This is a genomic window from Paenibacillus sp. J2R1T-4 (assembly GCF_059692235.1).
On record NZ_JCAUBA010000004.1, the window covers coordinates 54,957 to 77,350 of the forward strand.

At 46.6% G+C, this 22,394-nt stretch carries 26 protein-coding genes; 23 read left to right on the forward strand and 3 right to left on the reverse strand.

Annotated elements, in window-relative coordinates:
* Position 1 precedes the first annotated feature (1 nt).
* The 20 genes from AC58QD_RS09130 to AC58QD_RS09225 all read left to right on the forward strand — a co-directional run bounded on the left by AC58QD_RS09130 (position 2) and on the right by AC58QD_RS09225 (position 16,376).
* Positions 2 to 1,027 (forward strand): Gfo/Idh/MocA family protein, encoded by a 1,026-nt coding sequence (locus tag AC58QD_RS09130; protein ID WP_497332293.1) that lies wholly within the window; start codon positions 2 to 4, stop codon positions 1,025 to 1,027.
* Positions 1,028 to 1,029: 2 nt separating this feature from the next.
* Entirely contained in the window at positions 1,030 to 2,313 is a 1,284-nt protein-coding gene (locus tag AC58QD_RS09135) for a neutral/alkaline non-lysosomal ceramidase N-terminal domain-containing protein (RefSeq protein ID WP_497332295.1), read from the forward strand.
* A 17-nt stretch (positions 2,314 to 2,330) separates the two neighbouring features.
* A complete protein-coding gene (locus tag AC58QD_RS09140; protein WP_497332297.1) occupies positions 2,331 to 3,104 on the forward strand; it encodes a glucosamine-6-phosphate deaminase in 774 nt (257 codons plus the stop codon).
* 37 nt (positions 3,105 to 3,141) lie between these two features.
* Positions 3,142 to 4,308 carry an N-acetylglucosamine-6-phosphate deacetylase gene (nagA, locus tag AC58QD_RS09145; protein ID WP_497332299.1) on the forward strand — a complete coding sequence of 389 codons (1,167 nt, stop codon included), beginning with the start codon at positions 3,142 to 3,144 and terminating at the stop codon, positions 4,306 to 4,308.
* A gap of 48 nt (positions 4,309 to 4,356) precedes the next feature.
* A complete protein-coding gene (locus tag AC58QD_RS09150) occupies positions 4,357 to 5,223 on the forward strand; it encodes a sugar phosphate isomerase/epimerase family protein (RefSeq protein ID WP_497332301.1) in 867 nt (288 codons plus the stop codon).
* A gap of 165 nt (positions 5,224 to 5,388) precedes the next feature.
* On the forward strand, positions 5,389 to 6,864 hold the full coding sequence (locus tag AC58QD_RS09155) for a DEAD/DEAH box helicase (protein ID WP_497332303.1): 1,476 nt from the start codon (positions 5,389 to 5,391) through the stop codon (positions 6,862 to 6,864).
* Positions 6,865 to 6,894: 30 nt separating this feature from the next.
* On the forward strand, positions 6,895 to 7,434 hold the full coding sequence (locus AC58QD_RS09160) for a hypothetical protein (protein WP_497332305.1): 540 nt from the start codon (positions 6,895 to 6,897) through the stop codon (positions 7,432 to 7,434).
* 297 nt (positions 7,435 to 7,731) lie between these two features.
* Positions 7,732 to 8,484, forward strand: coding sequence for a YhcN/YlaJ family sporulation lipoprotein (locus AC58QD_RS09165; protein WP_497332307.1), 753 nt, complete (start codon positions 7,732 to 7,734; stop codon positions 8,482 to 8,484).
* A 130-nt stretch (positions 8,485 to 8,614) separates the two neighbouring features.
* Positions 8,615 to 8,941: a cupin domain-containing protein gene (locus tag AC58QD_RS09170; protein ID WP_497332309.1), complete on the forward strand. Its 327-nt coding sequence runs from the start codon at positions 8,615 to 8,617 to the stop codon at positions 8,939 to 8,941.
* Between the two features lie 161 nt (positions 8,942 to 9,102).
* Positions 9,103 to 9,447: a rhodanese-like domain-containing protein gene (locus AC58QD_RS09175; protein ID WP_497332311.1), complete on the forward strand. Its 345-nt coding sequence runs from the start codon at positions 9,103 to 9,105 to the stop codon at positions 9,445 to 9,447.
* Entirely contained in the window at positions 9,428 to 10,009 is a 582-nt protein-coding gene (locus tag AC58QD_RS09180; protein ID WP_497332313.1) for a sulfurtransferase TusA family protein, read from the forward strand. Before AC58QD_RS09175 ends, AC58QD_RS09180 begins: the two co-directional genes overlap by 20 nt.
* 5 nt (positions 10,010 to 10,014) lie before the next feature.
* On the forward strand, positions 10,015 to 11,151 hold the full coding sequence (locus AC58QD_RS09185; protein ID WP_497332315.1) for an MBL fold metallo-hydrolase: 1,137 nt from the start codon (positions 10,015 to 10,017) through the stop codon (positions 11,149 to 11,151).
* A gap of 26 nt (positions 11,152 to 11,177) precedes the next feature.
* Positions 11,178 to 11,405 (forward strand): sulfurtransferase TusA family protein, encoded by a 228-nt coding sequence (locus AC58QD_RS09190; protein WP_497332317.1) that lies wholly within the window; start codon positions 11,178 to 11,180, stop codon positions 11,403 to 11,405.
* A 27-nt stretch (positions 11,406 to 11,432) separates the two neighbouring features.
* A complete protein-coding gene (locus AC58QD_RS09195) occupies positions 11,433 to 12,215 on the forward strand; it encodes a sulfite exporter TauE/SafE family protein (RefSeq protein WP_497332319.1) in 783 nt (260 codons plus the stop codon).
* A gap of 46 nt (positions 12,216 to 12,261) precedes the next feature.
* On the forward strand, positions 12,262 to 12,741 hold the full coding sequence (locus tag AC58QD_RS09200) for a DsrE/DsrF/DrsH-like family protein (protein ID WP_497332321.1): 480 nt from the start codon (positions 12,262 to 12,264) through the stop codon (positions 12,739 to 12,741).
* Positions 12,742 to 12,817: 76 nt separating this feature from the next.
* Positions 12,818 to 13,078, forward strand: a complete 261-nt coding sequence (locus AC58QD_RS09205) for a metal-sensitive transcriptional regulator (RefSeq protein WP_497332323.1) — start codon at positions 12,818 to 12,820, stop codon at positions 13,076 to 13,078.
* Between the two features lie 470 nt (positions 13,079 to 13,548).
* Entirely contained in the window at positions 13,549 to 14,025 is a 477-nt protein-coding gene (locus AC58QD_RS09210) for a CcdC protein domain-containing protein (RefSeq protein WP_497332325.1), read from the forward strand.
* Positions 14,026 to 14,193: 168 nt separating this feature from the next.
* Complete coding sequence (locus AC58QD_RS09215) at positions 14,194 to 14,418, forward strand: helix-turn-helix domain-containing protein (RefSeq protein ID WP_009672290.1); 225 nt, start codon at positions 14,194 to 14,196, stop codon at positions 14,416 to 14,418.
* Positions 14,419 to 14,614: 196 nt separating this feature from the next.
* Positions 14,615 to 14,977, forward strand: a complete 363-nt coding sequence (locus AC58QD_RS09220; protein WP_497332327.1) for a VOC family protein — start codon at positions 14,615 to 14,617, stop codon at positions 14,975 to 14,977.
* 292 nt (positions 14,978 to 15,269) lie between these two features.
* Positions 15,270 to 16,376: a glycosyltransferase family 2 protein gene (locus AC58QD_RS09225; protein WP_497332329.1), complete on the forward strand. Its 1,107-nt coding sequence runs from the start codon at positions 15,270 to 15,272 to the stop codon at positions 16,374 to 16,376.
* 94 nt (positions 16,377 to 16,470) lie between these two features.
* Here AC58QD_RS09225 and AC58QD_RS09230 read toward each other — a convergent pair whose 3' ends face one another.
* Entirely contained in the window at positions 16,471 to 17,418 is a 948-nt protein-coding gene (locus AC58QD_RS09230) for a hypothetical protein (protein WP_497332331.1), read from the reverse strand.
* Positions 17,419 to 17,572: 154 nt separating this feature from the next.
* Here AC58QD_RS09230 and AC58QD_RS09235 point away from each other — a divergent pair, with 154 nt between their 5' ends.
* Both AC58QD_RS09235 and AC58QD_RS09240 read left to right on the forward strand, forming a co-directional pair.
* Positions 17,573 to 18,304, forward strand: coding sequence for a class I SAM-dependent methyltransferase (locus AC58QD_RS09235; protein WP_497332333.1), 732 nt, complete (start codon positions 17,573 to 17,575; stop codon positions 18,302 to 18,304).
* 25 nt (positions 18,305 to 18,329) lie between these two features.
* Entirely contained in the window at positions 18,330 to 19,310 is a 981-nt protein-coding gene (locus AC58QD_RS09240; protein ID WP_497332335.1) for an MBL fold metallo-hydrolase, read from the forward strand.
* 257 nt (positions 19,311 to 19,567) lie between these two features.
* Here the strand turns inward: AC58QD_RS09240 and AC58QD_RS09245 are convergent, their stop codons facing one another.
* Together AC58QD_RS09245 and AC58QD_RS09250 are read right to left on the reverse strand one after the other, a co-directional pair.
* Positions 19,568 to 20,110, reverse strand: coding sequence for a PadR family transcriptional regulator (locus AC58QD_RS09245; protein ID WP_497332336.1), 543 nt, complete (start codon positions 20,108 to 20,110; stop codon positions 19,568 to 19,570).
* A gap of 53 nt (positions 20,111 to 20,163) precedes the next feature.
* A complete protein-coding gene (locus tag AC58QD_RS09250; protein ID WP_497332338.1) occupies positions 20,164 to 21,015 on the reverse strand; it encodes an alpha/beta hydrolase in 852 nt (283 codons plus the stop codon).
* Between the two features lie 406 nt (positions 21,016 to 21,421).
* On the opposite strand from AC58QD_RS09250, the gene AC58QD_RS09255 reads away from it, so the two are divergent.
* Complete coding sequence (locus tag AC58QD_RS09255; RefSeq protein ID WP_497332340.1) at positions 21,422 to 22,381, forward strand: ABC transporter permease; 960 nt, start codon at positions 21,422 to 21,424, stop codon at positions 22,379 to 22,381.
* Positions 22,382 to 22,394 lie beyond the last annotated feature (13 nt).

Here is a 22,394-nt window from a genome sequence, read left to right on the forward strand (position 1 = left end):
ATTGAAAACGTGGGGAATCGGGATTATTGGTTGCGGTTCGATTGCAGATTTTCATATAAAAGCTCTTAGCGAAATTGACAAAGCAAAGGTCACGGCCGTTTCAAGCCGCAGCGAGGAGAAGGCACGCTCGGTTGCGGAACAACAAGGCTGCGCTTGGTATACCGATTACACAGAGATGCTCAAGGATCCAAATGTGGACATCGTGTCCGTGACGACTTCAAGCGGAAGTCATTATAAGATCGGTCTTGAAGTGCTGCGTGCTGGCAAACATCTCGTGGTAGAGAAACCGGCTGCTATGAAAGCGGTGGAAGTAGCTGAGCTTATGAGCACGGCTAAGGATTGCGGAGTTACTCTCTCTGTTATTTCACAGAGAAGGTTCGAAGCGCAGCATCAGGCCATTCGCCAAGTTCTGGATGACGGGGCTCTTGGAAGATTGCTGCTAGTCGAGATTTCGTTGCCGTTCTATCGCACGCAAGAGTATTACGATAGCGCTGATTGGCGCGGAACGTTGGCCGAGGACGGCGGTGCCTTGATGAATCAAGGTATTCATTCGATTGATCTGCTGTTATGGTTCGGAGGTCCGCTTGCATCCGTCATCGGGAAGGTAGCTACTCAGACTCATGAGATGGAAGCGGAAGATATTGGACTGGCGATTCTGCAATTCCAGAATGGAGCTCTAGGCACGATTATGGCCTCGACCAGTATTCAGCCAGGCTTCCAAGCGACGTTGAATCTATATGGGGAGAAAGGTTCCATTAAGCTGGAAGGAACCTCGATTACGCATTGGACTGTTCCAGGCGTTGCTGAGCCTGACTTCGGTACACCAGCAGTCGGCGGCGGCGGGGTATCCGATCCTAAGGCCATCTCATACGTCAATCACAAGCTTCAATTCCTGGATGTAATACAATCCATAGAAACAGGAAAAACGCCCGTAGTAACAGGACTGGACGGCTATCGCGCCGTACAGCTGGTAGAGTCCATATACGCTTCATCCCAGCAAGGCAAACCAATACTATTGGAGGCATAGAAATGAGCCATCTCTACATGGGAGCTGCCAAAGTTGATGTTACGCCTGATGTTCCAGTCCCTTTGGCGGGCTTTGGAGTACGTAAGGGTATTCATGAAGGGATCAGCAACCGTCTGTATTTGAGGGCCAACGTGTTCCGACAGACAATCGCAGGCGAAGATCGTTTGGTCCTGCTTGCTCAAGCAGATATCATATGGTGGGGACCGGAGCGTATGGAAGGCATTTATAAGAAGCTGTTCGAGCGCTTCGGAATTCGCGAGGAGCACGTCATTCTGAATGCTTCTCATACGCATGGGGGACCGCAGACGACAACGGCTTTTATCGATACGCTTGGTTTACCGGACAATGATTACATCGAGAAGCTAGAGGAGCTATTGCTACAGGCGGTCGAAGAGGCAGTGCAATCCATAGAACCTGTCATTGCCGAACGCGGGACTGGAACTTGTCAGATCGGTATCCATCGGCGCAAGTGGGTGGATGGCAAGATCGTGATGGTTCCGAATCCAGAAGGCGCATTGGATACGGATGTAAATGTAGTTCGGTTCACTACAGACTCTGGCAGAACAAAAGCGATCCTGACGCATTATACTTGTCATCCAACAACAACGAATGCGAACTTAGTCAATTCTGATTACTCAGGAGTAGCGATGGAGCAGGTGGAACAAGCCGTTGGCGGAGGTGCTGTTGCATCATTTCTGCAAGGCTGCTGCGGGGATACTCGGCCTGCTCTCCACAAAGACGGCGCCTTCTACAGCGGCACAAATGAGGATGTTCTGCGTTCTGGCCGTATATTGGGAGATGAAGTTTTAGCTGTGCTTGGCGGCCCCCTAATTCCAGTTGAAGAAGGTCAAATCGGCGGAAGTAAAGTTGAAGTGAAGCTGCCATTCGATTCGTTGCCAACCTTGGATGAAGTCGCTGCAACCGCACAATCAGGCTCAGGGATTCACGCAGAATGGGCAGTCAAGCTGAAGCAAAACCCGCAATTGCTGCAACCGGCCATTCCGCTTCAACTAACTCGAATTGACATAGCGGAAGGTTTGTCCTTCTTAGCTATGGATGGAGAAATGGTATTAGAGTACGGGTCCATCATTAAACAAATGTCTGGCGGCACCGTACTTCCACTCGGGTACAGCAACGGGATGATCGGTTATGTTCCGTCTGCTAAGCAAGTTGGGGAGGGCGGTTATGAAGGCAGGGATTCTTTTCCGTTATTCATGCTTCCAGCTGTATTCGATAGCGCCTTGCAGGATGAAATTGAAAAAGGGTTCAAACAATTGATCAGATGAGGAAGGAAGAAACCACCATGCCACTTCAAGCACAACCTATTCTTTCAGAGTCAGTCGATGGTCTTCAAGTGAACGTTTACTCTGATCGTAAGCAGCTTGGCGCTGCAGCAGGTGCTGCGGCAGCAGCAACGATTAAACGGCTCCTGAGCGAGAAGGATTCTATTCGAATCATCTTCGCAGCGGCACCTTCGCAGAATGAGTTTCTAACGACGTTAGGAGCTGATCCTGCGATTGACTGGTCCCGCATATCCGTGTTCCATATGGATGAATACATTGGTCTGCCTAACGATGCTCCGCAGAAATTCAGCCGTTTCCTATGTGAGAAGCTCTTTGATAAGGTTAAGCCAGGGCAAGTGAATCTAATCGACAGCTCCACAACGATCGAAGAGGAATGCAAACGGTATGGCGCACTGATTCAAGAAAAACCAATTGATATCGTCTGTCTTGGTATAGGTGAGAATGGGCATATTGCCTTTAATGATCCGCCTGTGGCAGATTTCAATGATCCATTTCCCATCAAAGCGGTGGAACTCGACGATGCGTGCAGACAGCAGCAAGTCAATGACGGTTGCTTCCCAACCTTTGACGATGTCCCAACGCATGCACTGACATTGACTATCCCGACTATGATGTCAGGTGCGCACTTGTACTGTATGGTACCTGGACCGACGAAGCGCGCGGCAGTCATTCGCACATTGAATGGCTCTGTGTCTACGGAATGTCCTTCAACCATCTTGCGACAACATGCTGATTGCACGCTTTATGTGGATCGGGATTCCTACGGATCGTAATGAGGTAAAAGGTTTCGTAAACGTTAAGGAGGCAGTTATGAGCGGATCGGTTGTTTTAAATGGGATTCACTATTCAACAGGTCATCCAATACGAGTTGTCATTGAGAACGGAATAATCAGTCAGATCGAGCGAGATCCTTCTATTGATCGAGCAAATGCCCGCAGAATCGGTCCGGGCTTGGTGGATTTACAAATTAATGGTTACAACGGGTTGGATTTCAACACGATTCCTTTTGCAAACGGGATTGTAGAGCAAGTAACGCGTGAATTATTCCGTGAGGGAGTAACGGCGTACTATCCAACCGTCATTACGAACAGTGTGGAAGGCATCGAGGAAGCTGTGCGTACTATCGCTCAAGTGTGTCAGAAAGACGAGCTCTGCCGGCAGACAATCGCTGGGATCCATGTAGAGGGCCCTTTCATCTCACCGGAAGACGGGGCTCGCGGAGCACACGACAGACAATATGTACAAGCTCCAGACTGGAATATTTTCTTGCGTTGGCAAGAAGCAGCCCAGGGTCTGATCAAGATTATTACGATATCTCCCGAATGGGATTCGAGCATCGCTTTCATCAAGAAATGTGTGGAGAACGGCGTAACGGTCTCCATTGGCCATACTGCTGCGACTCCGGAACAGATTCGTGCTGCAGTTGAAGCAGGAGCGACCATGTCGACCCATTATGGTAATGGGGCTCATCTGATGATGCCAAGACATCCTAACTACTTGTGGGAGCAGCTTGCGCAAGATAATCTATGGTGTTGTCTCATTGCAGACGGCTTTCATATACCAGAGCAACTGATCAAGGTTGCGATGCGAGTGAAGGGCAACAAAGCCATTCTGGTCAGTGACGCCGTCTATCTGAGCGGTCTTCCGGCAGGAGAATATTCCACTCATGTTGGCGGGAATGTCGTGTTAACACCTGAGGGCAGGCTGCATACGGCCGCCAACGAGAAGGTTCTGGCTGGCTCGGCCCAGATGCTGCTGTGGGGGATTGAGCATGTGATTCGTCGCGGACTGGCAAGCTTAAGTGAAGCCTGGGATATGTCATCCATACGGCCAGCCGAGCTTATGGGGCTGCAAGCCCGTTCAGGACTTGCTGTCGGGGCTCCGGCAGACCTTACGCTTTTCGATTGGGACGGCGACAGAGTGGAGCTTCAGGAAACTTATAAAGCTGGTTCCCTTGTATATGAGCGCAACAAATAATGCTGCTTTTCTAACATCTACCCTCTTCAAGGTTAAGGAGATTGAATCATGAAATTCGCGGCTTTCAGTGGAGTTTTAATCGATTATAGCATTCAGGAAGCGTTACGTCTGACGAGCGAGCTTGGGATGGATGGGCTTGAAATCGCAGTTCGAGAACCGCATTTATCTCCTGCTACAAGCGCTATTCGCATCAAGGAGATTCGCCAGGTCGCAGATGGACTTGGACTTGAGATCCCTGTGCTAGCCGGTTATATGGGAGGGTTCTCTACCGCGAGTGATAAGGAAGCCGAGCAGTCATTTGCTGATTTCCAGCGAGTGCTGCAAACAGCGGGCGAGCTTGGATCTTCCATGATCCGAGTGGGTCCTGGAGGACCGAACGCGTTTCTGGCGCAAGATTATCATTACGCCAAGTCAGCTTATTGGATCGATCGTTGCGCGGCCGAGGCGAAGAAGCAGGGTGTTAAGATCGTGCTGGAGATACACAACGTATCTATAGCAGAGACCGTCGAAAGCAGTCACCGCCTCTTGAACCTGATTCAGAATGACAATGTAGGTATGATTCACGATGCGGGCAACATGTACATTACGGATACCGATTATGGCCGGGATTCGGTACTGGGTCTAGGAAGCCGTATGTTTCATGTCCATGTTAAGGATGAGCTTCGTGTCGATGAAGTTGGAGCTCCTGGCACTTTCGAGAATATTACCCATCTCGGCAAAGAGAAGTTCCTGCAATGCCGCTTAGGGGAAGGCGGAGCGGATCATCAGCCGCTGTTCAACACCTTAGTGGAAATTGGTTATTCCGATTGGATCACCATGGAATGTCATGCTCCATTCCATCCGGTTGAGAGGCTGCAGCACGACTTCGATGTTATCCGATCGATGTTAGCCAAAGCCGGGTATAATGGCAAATAATTAAGGCTCGCTCCCGTGAAAACCTGACCCGTTCAATGGTCAGGTTTTCTGTATTCCTAATTGAGGCGGGATTATTTGGGTTTCTCTCATTGTATGCTATAGTAGGGAACAGAAGCATACTGCGCCTACATAAGGAAATGTAGAAGAAAAGAGGTTCTGTTCCTAATGAGTACAAGTTTTCAACAGCTGGAGCTCCGTTCGGAGCTGCTAGAAGCATTAACATTAAAGGGCATTGACAGCCCATCTCAGATTCAATCAGAAGCAATCCCCCTAATTATGCAAGGCAAGGATATCATTGCCCAATCACAGACGGGCTCCGGGAAGACGTTAGCCTATCTACTGCCGATTCTGAATCGCCTGGATGCAGCATCCAAGGATACACAGGCCTTGGTCATTGCTCCAACTCGCGAGCTATGCGTGCAAATTGTTGGTGAGATGGAGCGATATGGCGCTCCCCTTAACATTAGGTCTCAAGCGCTTATCGGAGGTGCAGCTATTGGAAGGCAGATTGAAAAGCTGCGTCTTCATCCGCATATCGTAGTGGGTACACCAGGCAGAGTCGTGGAGCTTATTAAAGCTCGTAAGCTGAAGATGCATGAAGTACGGACGATTGTAGCGGATGAAGCGGATCAGCTTGTCTCCATGAGTACAATCGAAGATGTCAAACAAATATTCAAGAGTGCCCTTCGTGACCGTCAAATTGCCTTCTTCAGCGCGACCGTTACACCCGATGTGCAACGGATCGCTGATCGTTGGATGAGTGATCCTGCTGTCATTGCCGTACAACCTGAACATCGCACAGCAGAAACGATTGAGCATTTATTCGTTGAATGTGAAGAGAGAGACAAAGTGGAGTGGTTGCGGCGGTTGTACCGCACCCTCCAGCCCAAATCGGCGCTTGTGTTCTTGAATGAGATTGAACCGATCGCTGAGCTTGTCTCCAAGCTTGAATTCGCTAATATTCCTGTTGCTGCCCTCTATGGGGATGCCCCTAAGCAAGAAAGAACGAAGGTTCTAGGGCGCTTCAGAGAAGGCAAGATCCGTCTGCTCATTGCAACTGATGTAGCAGCACGGGGGTTAGACATTGCTGATATTACCCATGTGTTCCATCTAGATCCAGCACCTGATGCAGACCACTATGTACATCGCGTCGGGCGAACAGGGCGAATGGGTAAGAGCGGAGTGGCAATCTCTATTATCACGAATCGTGAAGCGTTCATTCTGCGAAAGTTCGAAGAGCAGCTCGGAATTCAGATTCAACGGAGAGTGTTATCCGAAGGCAAGCTGTTGCGTCCAGAGCAATTGAGGTCGAACAGCAGCTCATCGGCTAGAATAAGTCGGGAGGCTACAGCGAGCAGAGCGAAGCCTCCAGGAAGAGAATCGTTCAACTCCATGGAGCGAAGAAATTCCAATCCTGACTCGCGACAAGCTTCCAATTCTGATCTGCCGACGCGCAAATCGCAGAGTAGTACTGGCGCAAGCGTTAGCTCTATACAGGATTCCGCCGCCGCTGAGCAAAAAGCTGCTTTGAACTCCGCGCGCAGCAAAGATCGCCAACGTGAACGCGACAAGAAAAACAAGGGTGCACCCAAATGGCTCAAGGCTAAAAAGGAGCAAGGGCCGGATACACCGACACAATAAAGGCAACGGGTCTCATGGGAGAGATGCGAGATGATCAAAAAACTATTAATTGCACTTGGAGTGTTAATCATAATCGTGCTGTTATTCGCAGCCTATGTTCTTTGGTCGATCAGACCTAAGGAAACGATGGATATGTCCTACCAGCAAATCTCTATTTCAGAGAAAATCAAGGATATGGTCGTCAGACGCAGCCTGGAATTACGTCTTACGGAAGCGGACATGAACAATCTGATGAAACGTGAATTAGCGGAACAGTCGCTGCCGCCCAACGTGCAGATTGAAGGAGCGCGCTTGGAGCAACGCGGGCAAATGATGACCGCACATGTGCAACTGCTATTGAACAATCTGATCCGTGCAGAGGCTTCACTGGATTTCCTGGTCAAATGGGAATCGCCTAACTTGCGGGTTGAACATGTGATGACCAATGTAGGACCATGGAACTTGCCCTTAAGCCGTTATCAAGTAGATCCAGTGCTGATTCCATTGGATAAGGAGCTTCCATCCTTAGTGGCCATTCGTGACGTTGTGTTTGAACCTTCACAAGTTTTTGTTTCTTTCAAATGGAGATAGTGGAATGCTCTAAGTCTTGCAACTTTACGCGAGAACTGCTCCTCGATCGTTGGTCGGGGAGTTTTTTCTATTATAGCTCGGTGTCAATTGAAACAATATGCCAGATAACGGCAGCTTAGACTTTTATAGCATCTTGACAGTTATGTATTGCAAAGGGTTGCTGTAACGTAATTCTGATACCAAGCAAATCCATACACTCCTGCCAGCGATCCGACTACGGTTGAATGAATGAGGAGACCGTCATTAGGTGCATCCTAAGGTCGATCGTCCTTATCATAATTCATTCAAAAATGGAGGATGGCTAATTTGATAAAAGCAGGTAAAAAGACTGCGCTGCTCGCAATTCTGGCTTCAACGATGGTAATTGGCACCGTAGGTTGCGGAGTTCCGACAAGAGACGGCTCAGGCGCTAACGACGGCATGAGAACAAGGATGCTTAACAACAAAGCGGGTGACCTTCGCTTGGGGAACGATCGATATCGCGGCGCAGACCCTAATCTCTTCCGTGATGCGAGCGACAAACGTCTCGGCATGAGAAGAGACAATGGGTTTACCGGGTATGATCAGGATGGTGTGAACCGATGGAGTGATTACAAGTCGGCCAACAACAATCACAACAACAATCGATTGCAGGAAAATCGGGAGGTTGCTGAGCAGCTTACAACGATGGAACCAATCGAGTGGGCCAGTGTAATGACTTCAGACAATAACGCTTATGTGGCCGTTAAGGTGAGGGAAGGCCATAACCTGGAGACGGGCCATCTGAAGACCCAGATCGCAGATAAGGTCCATACAACCCATCCACAAGTGAAGAACGTGTATGTATCGGCCAATCCGGATTTGATTAGCCGGTTCCAGCAATACAGCGAGCAGCTTAGTCAAGGCAAGCCTGTATCTGGCTTATTGTCAGAGTTCAATAAGTCGATGATGCAGATGTTCCCGAGTAACGCCTCCTACGGGACGAACGAATCGTACAATAATGCGGAGAACATCCCGGATAGCGGAATGCACGGAACTAATCAAGCACCCATTGCGCCAATGGCTCCATAAAAGGTATTTGTGTTTATTCAAGGGCAGGTTGTGCTTTTATTAGGCATCCTGCCTTTCTCCGTACAATTATTCCCCAACGGATGTTATACTATCAAAAGAAAAGGATTACATAGCAGAGGAGCTAGCCGATATGTTTTTACAAGCGTCACAAATAGCTTTTGAAACATTGGAACCTGGATTGGAGCGCCGCATCCTCGGGTATACCGAGCAAATGATGGTTACGGAAGTGAAATTCGCCAAAGGGGTCGTTGGGGTCCTTCATCACCACCCTCATCGTCAATCTGCTTATGTAGCCGCCGGATCTTTTGAAGTGACGATCGATGGAGAGAAGAAGATACTCGTCAAGGGTGACGGTTATATGGTGGAGCCGGACATCGTACATGGGGTGCTTTCGTTGGAAGATGGATCTGTGCTTATAGATTTTTTCACTCCGATGCGAGAGGATTTTCTGAAATAGGAATAGCAGGAATGATATAAAAACCGTCCCGAGAGGGGCGTTTTTTTGTTTGGGACATAAATCATGTATTATATTCCCAGTTTACTTTAATATACCCCATAGGGTATATTATTTTTAGTTCACAACATACCCCGGTGGGTATACAAGGAGGGCTTTGAACCATGATACACAATTGGAAGAACATTGACCAAGATTCTGTAAACAATCTGGCTAACGAACCTGATGTTAGGCTTATTGATGTTAGGGAAAAGGAGGAATTCCTTGAAGGTCATATCCCCCAGGCACTAAATATCCCGCTTAGCGAATTTACAAATCGCGTTACAGAGCTTAACCGAGAAAGCAGGCTTATTCTAATATGCCGAAGCGGCAATCGCAGTACGAGAGCGTGTGACCACTTATCTTTCCTGGGATTCAACCATATAAACAATTTAGTTGGCGGTATGTTGGAATGGAACGGAGATATCGTTGAGGGAGGTCAATATAAAAATGAGCATTCAAGTAGATAAAACGCTAGACGCCAAAGGATTGGCTTGCCCAATGCCTATAGTTAAAACAAAAAAGATGATGGAAGAGCTGACAGAAGGTCATGTACTGGAAGTACAAGCCACTGACAAAGGATCCATCGCCGATCTACAGAGCTGGTCAACCAGAACAGGACATGCTTATTTGGGGAATAGGATTGTTGGAAATGTGATTCACCATTATGTAAGAAAAGCGAATCCCTCTGACATTAAAGCTGAGCAAAAGCACCCTATTACGATGACCAACGATGAGCTAAGTTCCTTATTAGAGCAACCGGGTTTCGCTAATCATTCTATCCTTCTTGATGTTCGCGAACCCGCTGAATATGCATTTGGTCATATCCCAGGAGCGTTGTGCATCCCCTTTGGAGATTTGGCGAACCGGACACCTGAACTAGATCCGATTAAAAGTATTTATGTGATTTGCCGCACGGGTAGTCGAAGCGATATGACTGCTCAGCGATTATCAGATTTAGGCTTTGCAAAAGTAACAAATGTTACTCCGGGTATGTCCGAATGGATCGGCCCTATCATGAGGGAGGAGTGATTGATATGACAAAGGTTAGTCCGATGACTGCAGCTCAGGTAACCCAACACATTCTCGGAAATATGCCCTTATTTATTCTGGATGTCCGGAATGAAGAAGATTTTAATACTTGGAAAATCGAAGGTAATCACGTTCAGATCATCAATATCCCTTATTTTGATTTGCTTGATGGTATCGACGGCATTCTGGAGCAAATTCCCGATGATCAACCTGTCCTGGTCGTTTGCGCAAAAGAAGGCTCATCGATATTCGTTGCGGAACAATTACTTGAACAAGGCAAAAGCAATGTTTCCTATCTTGCAGGTGGCATGAAAGCATGGAGCGAACACTTGGAACCCTTGAAAGTGGCTGACATTCAAGGCGGCGGCGCCCTGTACCAATTTGTTCGGATTGGCAAAGGATGTTTGTCCTACATGATTGTCTCGAATGGAGAAGCCATCCTTGTTGATCCCGCCCGCATGATTTCCGCCTACACAAGGTTTGCTGACAATAACAACATTACTATCAAACATCTTATCGATACGCATCTGCATGCTGATCATCTATCTGGAGGCCGAGAGTTAGCTAAGAAAGTTAGCGGTACGTACTGGTTACCTCCAAAGGACGCAGAAGAGGTTAACTTCAATTACTGCCCGCTGGAAGCAGGAAAAGAAATTTCTGTCGGCGGAACAACCGTCAAAGTAACTCCGCTCCATTCACCTGGTCACACGATTGGCAGCACAACCCTAATCGTGGATGATAAGTACCTTCTTACGGGCGACATTCTATTTGTGGAATCGATTGGGCGCCCCGATCTTGCCGGAAAAGCAGAAGATTGGGTTGGGGACCTCAGAACGACCCTGTATACGACATATAAAGAGCTCAACGAAGATTTAATCGTATTGCCTGCCCATTTTGCCAACATGACTGAACTCAGTTCTCATGGCTCCGTATCTGCACGCTTGGGAGATTTATACAAAGTCAATGCAGGACTTAACGTTAAGAACGAGGGTACATTTCGAGCTTTGGTTACGAATAATCTTCCGCCACAGCCGAATGCGTATCAAGAAATCCGGCAAACCAACATGGGGAAATTGAACCCCTCCCAAGAAGAACAGCGCGACATGGAGATGGGTCCGAATCGCTGTGCCGTTCACGGATAAATGAATACCAATATGGAGGAATGAACATGAATATTAAACAAATTGTGGATGCCAAAGGTCTTGCTTGCCCAATGCCGATTGTGCGCACCAAAAAAGCGATGGATGAACTCCAATCTGGGGATATCCTGGAAGTTCAAGCAACGGATAAAGGATCCCAGACCGATATCACCGCGTGGACAAAATCCAAAGGGCATAAGCTTATGGAAAGCAAAGAAGAAAGTGGAGTGTTTACCTTCCGGATTCAGAAGGGGTAATAATCCGCTCGACAGGAGGCATTTCGAATGGATATATCCTTCATTATGATTTTGTTTGCAATTGGCTTTATCGGTTCCCTTATATCAGGCATGGTGGGGATCGGAGGGTCGATCATTAAGTATCCCATGCTTCTTTACATCCCGCCAGCCCTTGGGTTTGCAGCTTTTACTGCTCAAGAAGTATCCGCGATCAGTGCCGTTCAGGTGTTTTTTGCGACATTAGCCGGCATGATTGCTTTTCGAAAGGGCGGATACATTAATCAATCACTTGTCATCTATATGGGGTCGTCCATTATTGTTGGGAGCTTCATTGGGGGCTATGGATCCAAATTTTTACCGGATGCAGCAATCAACAATGTCTATGGTGTACTTGCCTTTATTGCCGCTGTCATGATGTTTATGCCGAAAAACAATAAAGAGCTTGATGACTTCACATCGGTCACCTTTAACAAGAGCTTAGCTGCTGTTCTTGCCGGAATCATCGGAATCGTATCTGGAATAGTAGGTGCGGCGGGAGCGTTCATTACGGTTCCAGTTATGCTTGTAATTCTCAAAATCCCAACTCGTGTTGCAATTGCTTCTTCCTTGGCGATTACGTTCATCGCATCCATTGGTTCAACGACAGGGAAACTCATGGGCGGGCATATGCTCTTAGTCCCTTCTATTGTGATGATTATCGCAAGTACACTTGCAGCTCCCATTGGGGCAATAATTAGCAAAAAGCTGAATACAAAGTCGTTGCAATGGTTCTTATCTTTGCTGATCGTCGCAACTGTCATTAAGATTTGGTTTGATATTTTTTTTGAATAGTTAATACCCATACAGGTATACGTATAAAAATTAAGGAGTGAATCAGATGTCGGAGAAAGAGAAGTCCACCATTGTGCTATTTAGCGGTGAAATGGACAAAGCGATAGCTGCCTTTATTATTGCAAACGGAGCCGCTGCTTACGATCACGAAGTAACCATTTTCTTCACGTTCTGGGGACTAAATGCCCTTCGTAAAGATGAATCCGTTCCTGCTAAAAAAGGCTTTTTAGAAAAAATGTTCGGGAAGATGATGCCTCGAGGCGTTAACAAAATGGGACTTTCCAAAATGAATTTTGGAGGAATGGGGCCCAAAATGATCAAACATGTCATGAAAAAACATAATGTACTTTCCCTTCCTCAATTGATTGAATTAGCTAGGGAGCAAGGTGTCAAACTGGTTGCCTGCACCATGACAATGGATTTGCTCGGTCTGCAAAAAGAAGAGCTGCTGGATGGTATCGAGTACGCAGGGGTCGGGGCTTATCTGGGTGATGCAACTGAAGCGAGAGTGAACCTGTTTATCTAAGCGATATTGTGAAGGCACCCTTTTTAGGTCATAATAATACGTATACGGGTGTAGGTAATAGGAGGTTGAACATATAATGCGTTATGATGACGACTTGAAAAACCGCATGCGGAGACTGGAAGGTCAAGTGCGCGGAGTATTAAATATGATGGAGGAAGAAAAGCACTGTAAAGACGTAGTCGCTCAAATCTCCGCCATACGAAGCGCAGCAGACAAAGCCATAGCCTATATCGTTGCGAAAAATTTAGAACAATGTATCCTTGATGAAATAGAAGCTGGTGGAGACACCAGTAAAGTTGTTTCAGAAGCAGTGCAGTTGTTGATAAAGAGCAGGTAAATTACTCTCTCTCGTCCAGAAAGACACCTTTAGATAAGGTGTCTTTCTTACGTTCCGTACTGGCAACAAATCGGTAAACGTATAACTGATAATCATGCTGTGGGTGATCTTAGTTGCAGAAAAGCAATTAATTCGAGTGAACAGGGTGGTATGGGGCAATTTAGTTGCAGCAAAGCAATTAGTGGAGGTAAAAGTAGAGTTGGTGGTCCTATTGCGGGAGATTAGTTGCTTTTTGGCAATTATAGTATGCTAGTTTTGAGCAAGGATTGAAATTAGTTGCTTTCTTGCAATTAACTTGTTGAATTTCAATGAAACGGAGCTCAACGACCACCGGTGTACCCGGATGGGTTTCCTTACTAATAAAGGGGACGATCGTCCAATTAATTGTGATGTCTGCACAATGATGTCCGAACATACATATGAAGGGATTGTATCACTATTGATCTTTACATTCCACGGGGGTAGATTCGGTGAACATCTCGGCTTACGCTATGGTTGCAGCTGTTCTTGCTTTTGTGATCTGGAGGAGAACCAGAAGCACTTATCGTCCTATGAATGGTTCAGGCAAACATTTATTGGTTCCAATCTTCTTCCTGCTTCCGTTTATGGTAATCCTGGTTCTGAATCCGAATGTTCATGCTTACCTGTGGGAGTGGGTGGCGGCGCTCGGTCTGGGCGCTTTACTGTCTATTCCGCTCATCTGGACGACGAATTATGAACTCCGTGAAGACCAGCACATTTATGCGAAGAAGAATGCAGGCTTCATCGTGGCTTTTATCGCTATTGTAATAATCAGACTGTTCATGAGGGATTACATGGGAGACGTGGAGCAAGAGACACAGATGGCTTTATTCATGGTTGTGGCGGTTGGATATATTGTGCCATGGCGGATTGTTTCGTATAAAAAATTCAGGGAATTGCATCGTCAAAGACAGGAGTTTACTTGAAGATTGATGTCGTGTTTGAGTTTATTCCTATTTTTTTTAACAAGATGAATAATATCACGCCCATTTTTCCTAGACTCCGCACCAAGAGGGCGCCCCTTTCATAAAATACACTGACTGTATCCCTTTACCTTGTAACATACAAAGCCCAAGCAAGGAGGGGTGGCACTATTGAAAGGTAGCGACCATAAGAACAAGTTTTTATTAACCAATCGCGAACGCGAAGTCTTCGAACTGCTTGTGCAGGACAAAACGACTAAGGATATCGCTCAGCAGCTGTTCATTAGTGAAAAGACTGTGCGCAATCATATCTCGAATGTCATGCAGAAATTAAATGTAAAAGGTCGTTCACAAGCGGTTGTCGAGCTTATCAAGCTTGGGGAATTAAAGATCTGACGTGTCGGTTTAAGCGGAAAAGCCTTTCATCTGCACTTCCTGAGTGGAGTACAGAGGAGGCTTTTTTGATGTATTAATTTGTTGCTTTAGCTAAATATTCAAGAAATAATAATCATTTTTCCCAACAACGTGGTAAAATAAGGTAAAGACTGTCTTGACTTAGGTAACAAAATCAATTGTTGAGGAGGGAATTTAGATGGGAGAGCAAGTTATTGCAACGCCGATTAAACCAATTGTTCCTGCAGTTTTCGTCTATGTAACGGACATAAAGAAATCAGTTGAATGGTACTGCAAATTGTTGAGTTTACCCATTCCCGAGAAAACTAGAGAAAATATTCATATTTTTGGTTTAGGGGAGAGTCATTGTTCGAATATTTTTTTGACGAAAAGAGATGAGGTAAATCCTTCATCTGAGCCTATTTTTAGTTTAACCGCACCTGATTACGATGCTGCTTTCCAATTCCTAACCAAACTCGGAATAGAAATTGTACATAGGAATCAGGATGTGATTCACTTTAAGGACCTAGATGGCAATGTATTGATGGCTTGCTCGATATAAATTGAAGTCGTAGATATTGTATCACTACAGATAACTATAGTTCATTTAACCACCTCACAGTAAGGTGGTTTTTCCTTTATGAGCTTATTAAGCTTGGGGAATTAAAGATCTGACGTGTCGGTTTAAGCGGAAAAGCCTTTCATCTGCACTTCCTGAGTGGAGTACAGAGGAGGCTTTTTTGATGCGTTATTTACATGTAACAAGCTTTTAAAGCTATGAAATCTGGTATAATAATCTAATGATCATCCATGCGGAGCTACAACTAATTGAACTAATTTGGGGAGATGATTAGATGGATGATTTATTCATTCTTGTTCAGGAGCGTAAGGAGATTTGGGTGAAAATCTTAGTCGAATCTGGATTTTCGATGGAACGCATCCATTTCCTGATCGACCTAAGCGGGAAAAAGGATTTATCCTTGTCAGACGATGAATTTGTTCGGTTATCCATTATTAAATCCTTGTACATCCTGACACTTATTGAGAATGATCCCGAATGGAATGGCAGTAAAGAGCCGTTAGCTCAAAAAAAAGAAACTCTCAGAGATCTATTTCAATGCTCTAGTCGTTGGATAGAGCCTCTAATATCTGTTATTACACCTACATATAATCGGCCAGTAGCTTTATGCGAGATGATTGAATGTTTGTTAAGGCAGTCGTTTATCGACTTTGAATGTATTATTGTTAATGATGCCGGGGATTCGATTGATTGGGTTAAGAATTTATATCCAGAACTGAATATTACCATTATTAATCAGCCTATTAATGGCAAGCATTGCCGAGCTCGAAATGCGGCTCTGGAATGGGCAAAGGGTACTTATATCCTACTGTGTGATGATGACGATTTATTGTTGCCCGATCACATGAAGAGAATGCTGGAGGAAATAAACAAGGTACCATGCGATCTCGTATACTGTGATGCCGAGATTGTCGATTACGATACACGAGGCAATACCCGGATACCAAAAAGCAGGTTATTGTTTGCCTACGAGTTAGATTTACAAGGTATGAGGGAATTTTCCACGTTTATACCGTCAGGCTGCTTGTATCGAAAGCAGATCCATAAGGTGATCGGGACCTTTGATGAAGATATTTATCATTATTGGGACTGGGACTTTTTTCTGCGAGTTTCTGAATTGTATCAAGTGAAACGTGTCCCGGTTGCCTCTGTCTTGTACGCGTTCTCTTCATCGACTGGAGATAATCTTTCTGCTGAAACCGATCAAATGCGTCCTTACTTAGATAAGCTAAGCGCTAAGCACGATCTAGGCCGCTTGCCGACCAAAAATTTTTACTTGCTTCTTGAAGAAGAAGGAGTAAAAAAGCGTCTTTCTAGGACCGAGGTGATATGGGACGGAGCTCCCATCGTGTCCAGATACGAATCCAGACGGACAATGTAAAGAGCCCTCCACATTAACGACCTTTCAAAAGGATCGATAATGTGGAGGTTTTTTTTCACATACCAGAATGTATAGGTTTTTCTTACATAAGTGATCACTGAGCATTCTCAATTAAGTTTAACACCTTGTGGCGGAGATCATAGAGCTCTGATTGTATGCCGCGGCTCTCTGCCTTCAGATCCGAAACGACTCGCTGGATCAAGGAGTATCTCTCATCGATTTGATGGAGCGCTTCGGATATGCGGCCTTGCACGATCCAGTCCGTAATGAAGCCATCGAAGAAGAAGTCGGCAAATGTCAACAAGCCGCTAATTTCGATCCGGATGGAAACATCCTTCTGCACATCCTTCAGTTCTTTCTCAAAATGACGTAAGCTTCTCTGAGCAGCATGTATAGCGGAACGCGCCTCATCAATCCGATCATGTTTGATTGCGGTAGAGATGACCCCGCCTCCAAGCATATCCCATGTGCCCCAGCCCTTGGCAGACTCGAGCAGCTCTTGAGCGTGATCCAGCTTCCTGAGAACAGTATCCCCTGCTGCTATGGCTTCCTCGATCTGGATCTTATTCGCGGCAAGCTCGGGTTCCCGGTCGTCGAGTTGTTGGATTTGATAAGACAGCTCAGGGTAATGGAACTGAATCATACGCCTTTTCTGCTGGATCAAATCATCAATGTCAGCCTCAATGGTACGAACATCCGCGAGCTGTCGATTCAGACCCGTGATCTCTTCTTCGAAGTCATGAATCGTTTCTATGACTTCATCATATTTCAGCTTGGCAAGCAGGACCTCTTCATTTTCCTTAGACAGCTTTTCTTCTTTTTTACCAATCAGGCTATACACCAACGCTCCCAAAGACAGCCTCGTAAGCCGATCCACGTCTTGTTGCTCATCTCGCCATTGCTTCTCGTAATGGTCCCGGTTGCGCAACTCTTGCTTCAATTCAAGATTGAGCTGCTCAAGGCTTTGTTGCCAATTGTGCTTCTGACGAAGCTTCATCTTCATGCCTGCCAGTTGCTCGTTAACCTCTTGAAATTTCAACATGTATCCCCTCCCAAACCGTAGTGAAGACAATGTACTTCTTATGTAATACGATTCCAGGAGGAAGGATGTTTCAGTAAGAGTCACGTTCATTTACGAAGAACAGATTGCTTATCCGGATACAAATAGTGCAAAATAGAGACGGAGGCGATTACCGATGACAGCTTGGTATGAGGAAAGTTTTGGAAAAGATTATTTGCTTGTATATAAACACCGGGACGTAGCAGGAGCCTACGCGGAAGTACAGCGCATGGCGGGGTGGTTGAATCTCCCTGTCGGGGCTAACGTACTGGATCTATGCTGCGGGATGGGCCGCCATTCCATGGCGTTGGCTGACGCTGGGTATAAGGTGACGGGTATAGATTTATCTGATGTCCTTCTGGATGAAGCGCGCAGACTGGACAAGGATCAACGCATCGATTGGCATCAAGGGGATATGCGTCATTTGCCTTTTGCTGATGAATCTTTTCAAGCGGTTGTAAATTTGTTCACTTCCTTCGGTTATTTCGATAGTGAGGAGCAGAATGAACAGGTGCTCAAAGGAATACAGCGTGTATTGAAACCAGATGGACGATTTATAATTGATTTTCTCAATGCGGAATACATAAAAGCACGTGTTGTGCCTTATTCGGAAAGAACCGATGAGGGGCTTACTATTCAAGAAAGCCGCACGATTGAAGACGGATTCGTACGTAAGCGGATTGTTGTCCAGGAAGAAGGCGAGCAGGATCGTCAGTATCTGGAGCAAGTACGATTGTATGGACTTCGGGATTTCGAAGCGATGCTGACTCGCACAGGGCTAACGCTTGACGCGGTATATGGCGGCTACGATGGACAACCATACGAACCTGCCGATTCTCCAAGGTTAATTCTGCTAGGCACCAAGTAAGACTTGAAAGGCAGGAAGTTGAATCATGAGAATGACTAGAACAGTAATTCGCGATGGATTTGTGCAGGTAAAGGTTCCGCTTCCTTTTCCGCTTCGCTGGGTGAACAGTTATGCATTGCGCGGAGCAGATGGATGGACGATTATCGATCCTGGGCTGCATACAGAGGATTCAGAAGCGATTTGGCTAGAAACGTTGGAAGAGCTTGGTATAGGTATGGGAGACATAGAGCAGATCGTCCTTACCCACCATCACCCTGATCACTATGGATTAAGCGGCTGGTTCCAAGAGCACAGCGGAGCACCAGTATATCTTTCGGCTACAGGACAGCAACAAGTTATCGAGTTATGGGGCGAGGCGTTGCCTATGAGCGATCGATTGATGAGCTTATTCCTCTTGCACGGTATGGACAAGACCTTGATTGAACCGATGTTCGGGCATATGCGCAGCTTCATCTCTCAAGTATCGCCTCAACCGAAGTTATCCTTGATTGAAATGGACCAACCCTTCAGACTTGGTGAACGTCTGTATCGTACCCTACATACTCCCGGCCATGCCGATGGACATATAAGCTTTTACGACGAGGAAAGGGCAGAAATGTTCTGCGGTGACCATGTGTTGCCCCAGATCACGCCAAACGTTGGTTATTTGCCAGGCTTTGACCCGAACCCGCTGCGAACCTATATGGCAAGCTTGCGCCAAACCGCTCAAATGAATGTGAAGATGGCTTATCCGGGGCATCGCGAACCGTTCGCATCGTATTCGGATCGAGCGATAGACATTGCAGGGCATCACGAAGAACGGTTGGAGCGAATGCTCGAGCTGCTTCGAGAGGAGCCGTTAAGCGCCTACACGTTATGTAGAGCCTTGTTCGGAGACAAGCTGTCCATTCATCAGCTACGCTTCGCCTTGTCGGAAACGATTGCTCATGTTATCTATATGCATGAAGACGATCAGGTTCAGGAACTGCAAGCAGAGAACGGTTCGCTGTTATATCGCAGTTTCTAGACCATTCTAAGTTGAAAAAGGAGTGAGCGTATGTCATCTGAAGGATTGGAATGGAGTATGGTTGAAACGTTTGAGGAGGCCGGCGCAGTTATTGCAAAGGTCGGTATCCTTCCTTTATCCGTTTAGAGCGTGCTGACGCCAAGGAGAAGCTATTGTCACGATTCGCAGCAGTTGCGAATGACAGCGCTGTGCAGAAGCTGACTAAACTCTTGCGATGAAATGCCAGCCGTTCAAACGCATCAAGCTCAAACTCAAGCTTAGCTCAACCATGTACGTGTAACCCACCCGCACCACTCTATATTGGTACGGGTATACATAATGCCTCTTTGCACCAAGGTGTATGCTCCAAAATAAGGAGAATGGAGTGTAATCGCTCCCAGATCTCCGCCTACTATTACTCGAAGCTGCTCAATTCGGTTCTCCAGCTTAGAGAGCTTCGCCTCATACATAGCGGTTCGATCCGCGAGCAGCTTCTTGGCCGTGTCAGGGTCGCTAATCCAAATGCAATACAGCTTCAGCGTAAATTCGTCTCTTGTAACGGGGTCAGCAGTCGGTTCGGAAAGCCATTGTCTTACGGCCGCTTCACCGGTTTTTGTTATGGAATATACTTTTTTGTCAGGCTTATTGGTCTGTTCCACGAGCTCGAACTGCACGTGTCCATCCTTCTCCAGCTCAGCAAGCAGGGGATATATCTGGCTATGCTTGGCTTGCCAGAACAGATGGATTTTCAACATAAGGTCATATCCGGAGCACGGAGCTACAGTCAATATGCTAAGCAATCCGTATGAGAGTGTATTCAAGTGCAACTATTCCTCCGATTTAGGTATATTCGTAAACTTAGGGGCGTCTTCTGCTACGTAGAAGACGCCCTTTGTTGATTGAGCCAGTACAAGGCGTCAGACATCACTTCTTCACGATTAGTATCATTATGAAGCTCATGAAGAAAGTCGGGCCACTCTTTGAACATACATCGGTCACTGCCAGCTCGTTCGGCGAACTGTTGACTGGCATGAATCGACGTAACCTTGTCATTCCCGCCATGCATAAGAAGAAGAGGGACATTCAATTCATCGGCGTGGTTCAGGGCCCATAATCCTGCACTCACTACACTGTTATAGAAACGGGCCGTAATGAACCCGTGATTCAAGCTGTCTTCCTTGTATCGCCGTGCCATCTCGGGATCAGACGTTAGATGATCTGCTTTCATAGGCCGATTATTGGAGAAGGAAGGATAGACACGGTTAACAATTCGGGCAAGCCACACTTGAAGTGACGGCGGCATGAAAGCGAGCTGCAGCCAAGGTCCAGTTACAATAGCCCCAGCAATCTGCGGTTTGCGCCTTAGAATATAATTGAGGGTGACGTTGCCACCCATGCTATGGCCGTACAAGAAAATGGGAAGACCTTGAGATCGGTGTCCGGCTTCAGCTAACATCAGATCGATCCCCTCAAGCAGTTGTTCATAGTCGGGTGTGTGCCCGCGTTGTCCGGCTGTGCGGCCGTGTCCGCGTTGATCGAACATCATGACGATGTATCCTTCGTCGATGAAACGTTGCGCAACATGTGCATACCGACCGGTATGCTCACCCATCCCATGAATAATTCCGATAACAGCCTTTGCTTCCATCCTCGCTTCAGGACTCCATTCGCAAGCGAACATAGAGGTGCCGTCTCTGCAGCGCCATCTGAACTCTTCGTAAGCCATGATCGATCACCTCGCTGGGTTTTCACATTTTTATTCTGCATAAAAGGTTCACTACTCAAGATTATACGATAAATCCCATTACATTCAAGCGCAGCACAATCCCAATCTACTGTCGGTCCAGCCAGGAGGAGTAACAATTCCACTGGCTTGTTGAGTTTAACAGAGACATTCACTTTATTGCGAAAGCTTGGCTCCATGCAAAAATGTGCAGCAACGACTGTGAACATTTTTGCAGCGAGGTTGTGTTTGGATTCGGGAAGCCTGCTGCAGCAAGGGATTACCTCCAGCATATGCGGGCAAAAGAGTACCGTAGACGCACTAACCCTTCATCCAGTACATTGTGGCTATAACTACGGAATTCAAGCTACAGCATGGCAAGATTCCAGAGAGAGGAGAGACTGCAGCTATGGACCGTTTGATGGCCCAGACGAAAACCAAGCACCAACTACCAAAGGACAGGCGAAAGAAATGGTTTCATTTGCTGATTCGAGATCGTTATCTCTATTTGTTAGCACTGCCGGGCTTATTGTTTTTTTTCCTGTTCAAATATGTCCCGATGTGGGGGCTGATCATAGCCTTTCAGAATTACTCGCCCTATGCAGGCGTGTTAGACAGTGAGTGGGTTGGGCTGGAGCATTTTAACCGCTTCTTCAGTCATTCTGATTTTTTTCTCCTCCTGCGCAACACCATGGCGATTAGCCTCATGAACCTGCTGCTGTTTTTTCCGGCACCGATCATAATCTCTATAATGCTGAATGAAGTGAGGCATACGGTGTTCAAACGATTCGTGCAGACTGTGATCTATTTTCCCCACTTCTTGTCCTGGGTCATCATTGCCGGGATCAGCTTCATTATGTTAGGTCAGGCAGAGGGTGTAATCAATGAGATTCTGGTTCTGCTCGGATTCGAGAAAATACCGTTTTTGACTTCCCCGAATTTGTTCTGGTTCATGCTGACCATGCAAAATATTTGGAAGGATGCCGGATGGGGGACCGTTATTTTCCTGGCCGCGATTTCTGGTATTGATCCTACCTTATATGAAGCGGCCAAAATGGACGGAGCGAGCAGAATGAAGCAAATTTGGCATGTTACCCTTCCCGGGATGAAAAACGTAATTATGATTCTTTTGATCCTGAAGCTGGGTGATGTCATGGATGTCGGCTTCGAGCAAGTATTCCTGATGGGCAGCGCAGCCGTATCGAATGTGGCGGACGTGTTCGACACCTATGTGTACAGGAACGGCATCCTGAACGGGGAATTCAGCTATACCGCAGCAGTCGGGTTGTTCAAATCGGCAGTAGGGCTAATCATGGTGCTGACAGCCAATAAGCTCGCTAAGCTCGCCGGTCAAGATGGTCTATATTAACGCTTAGGAGGGA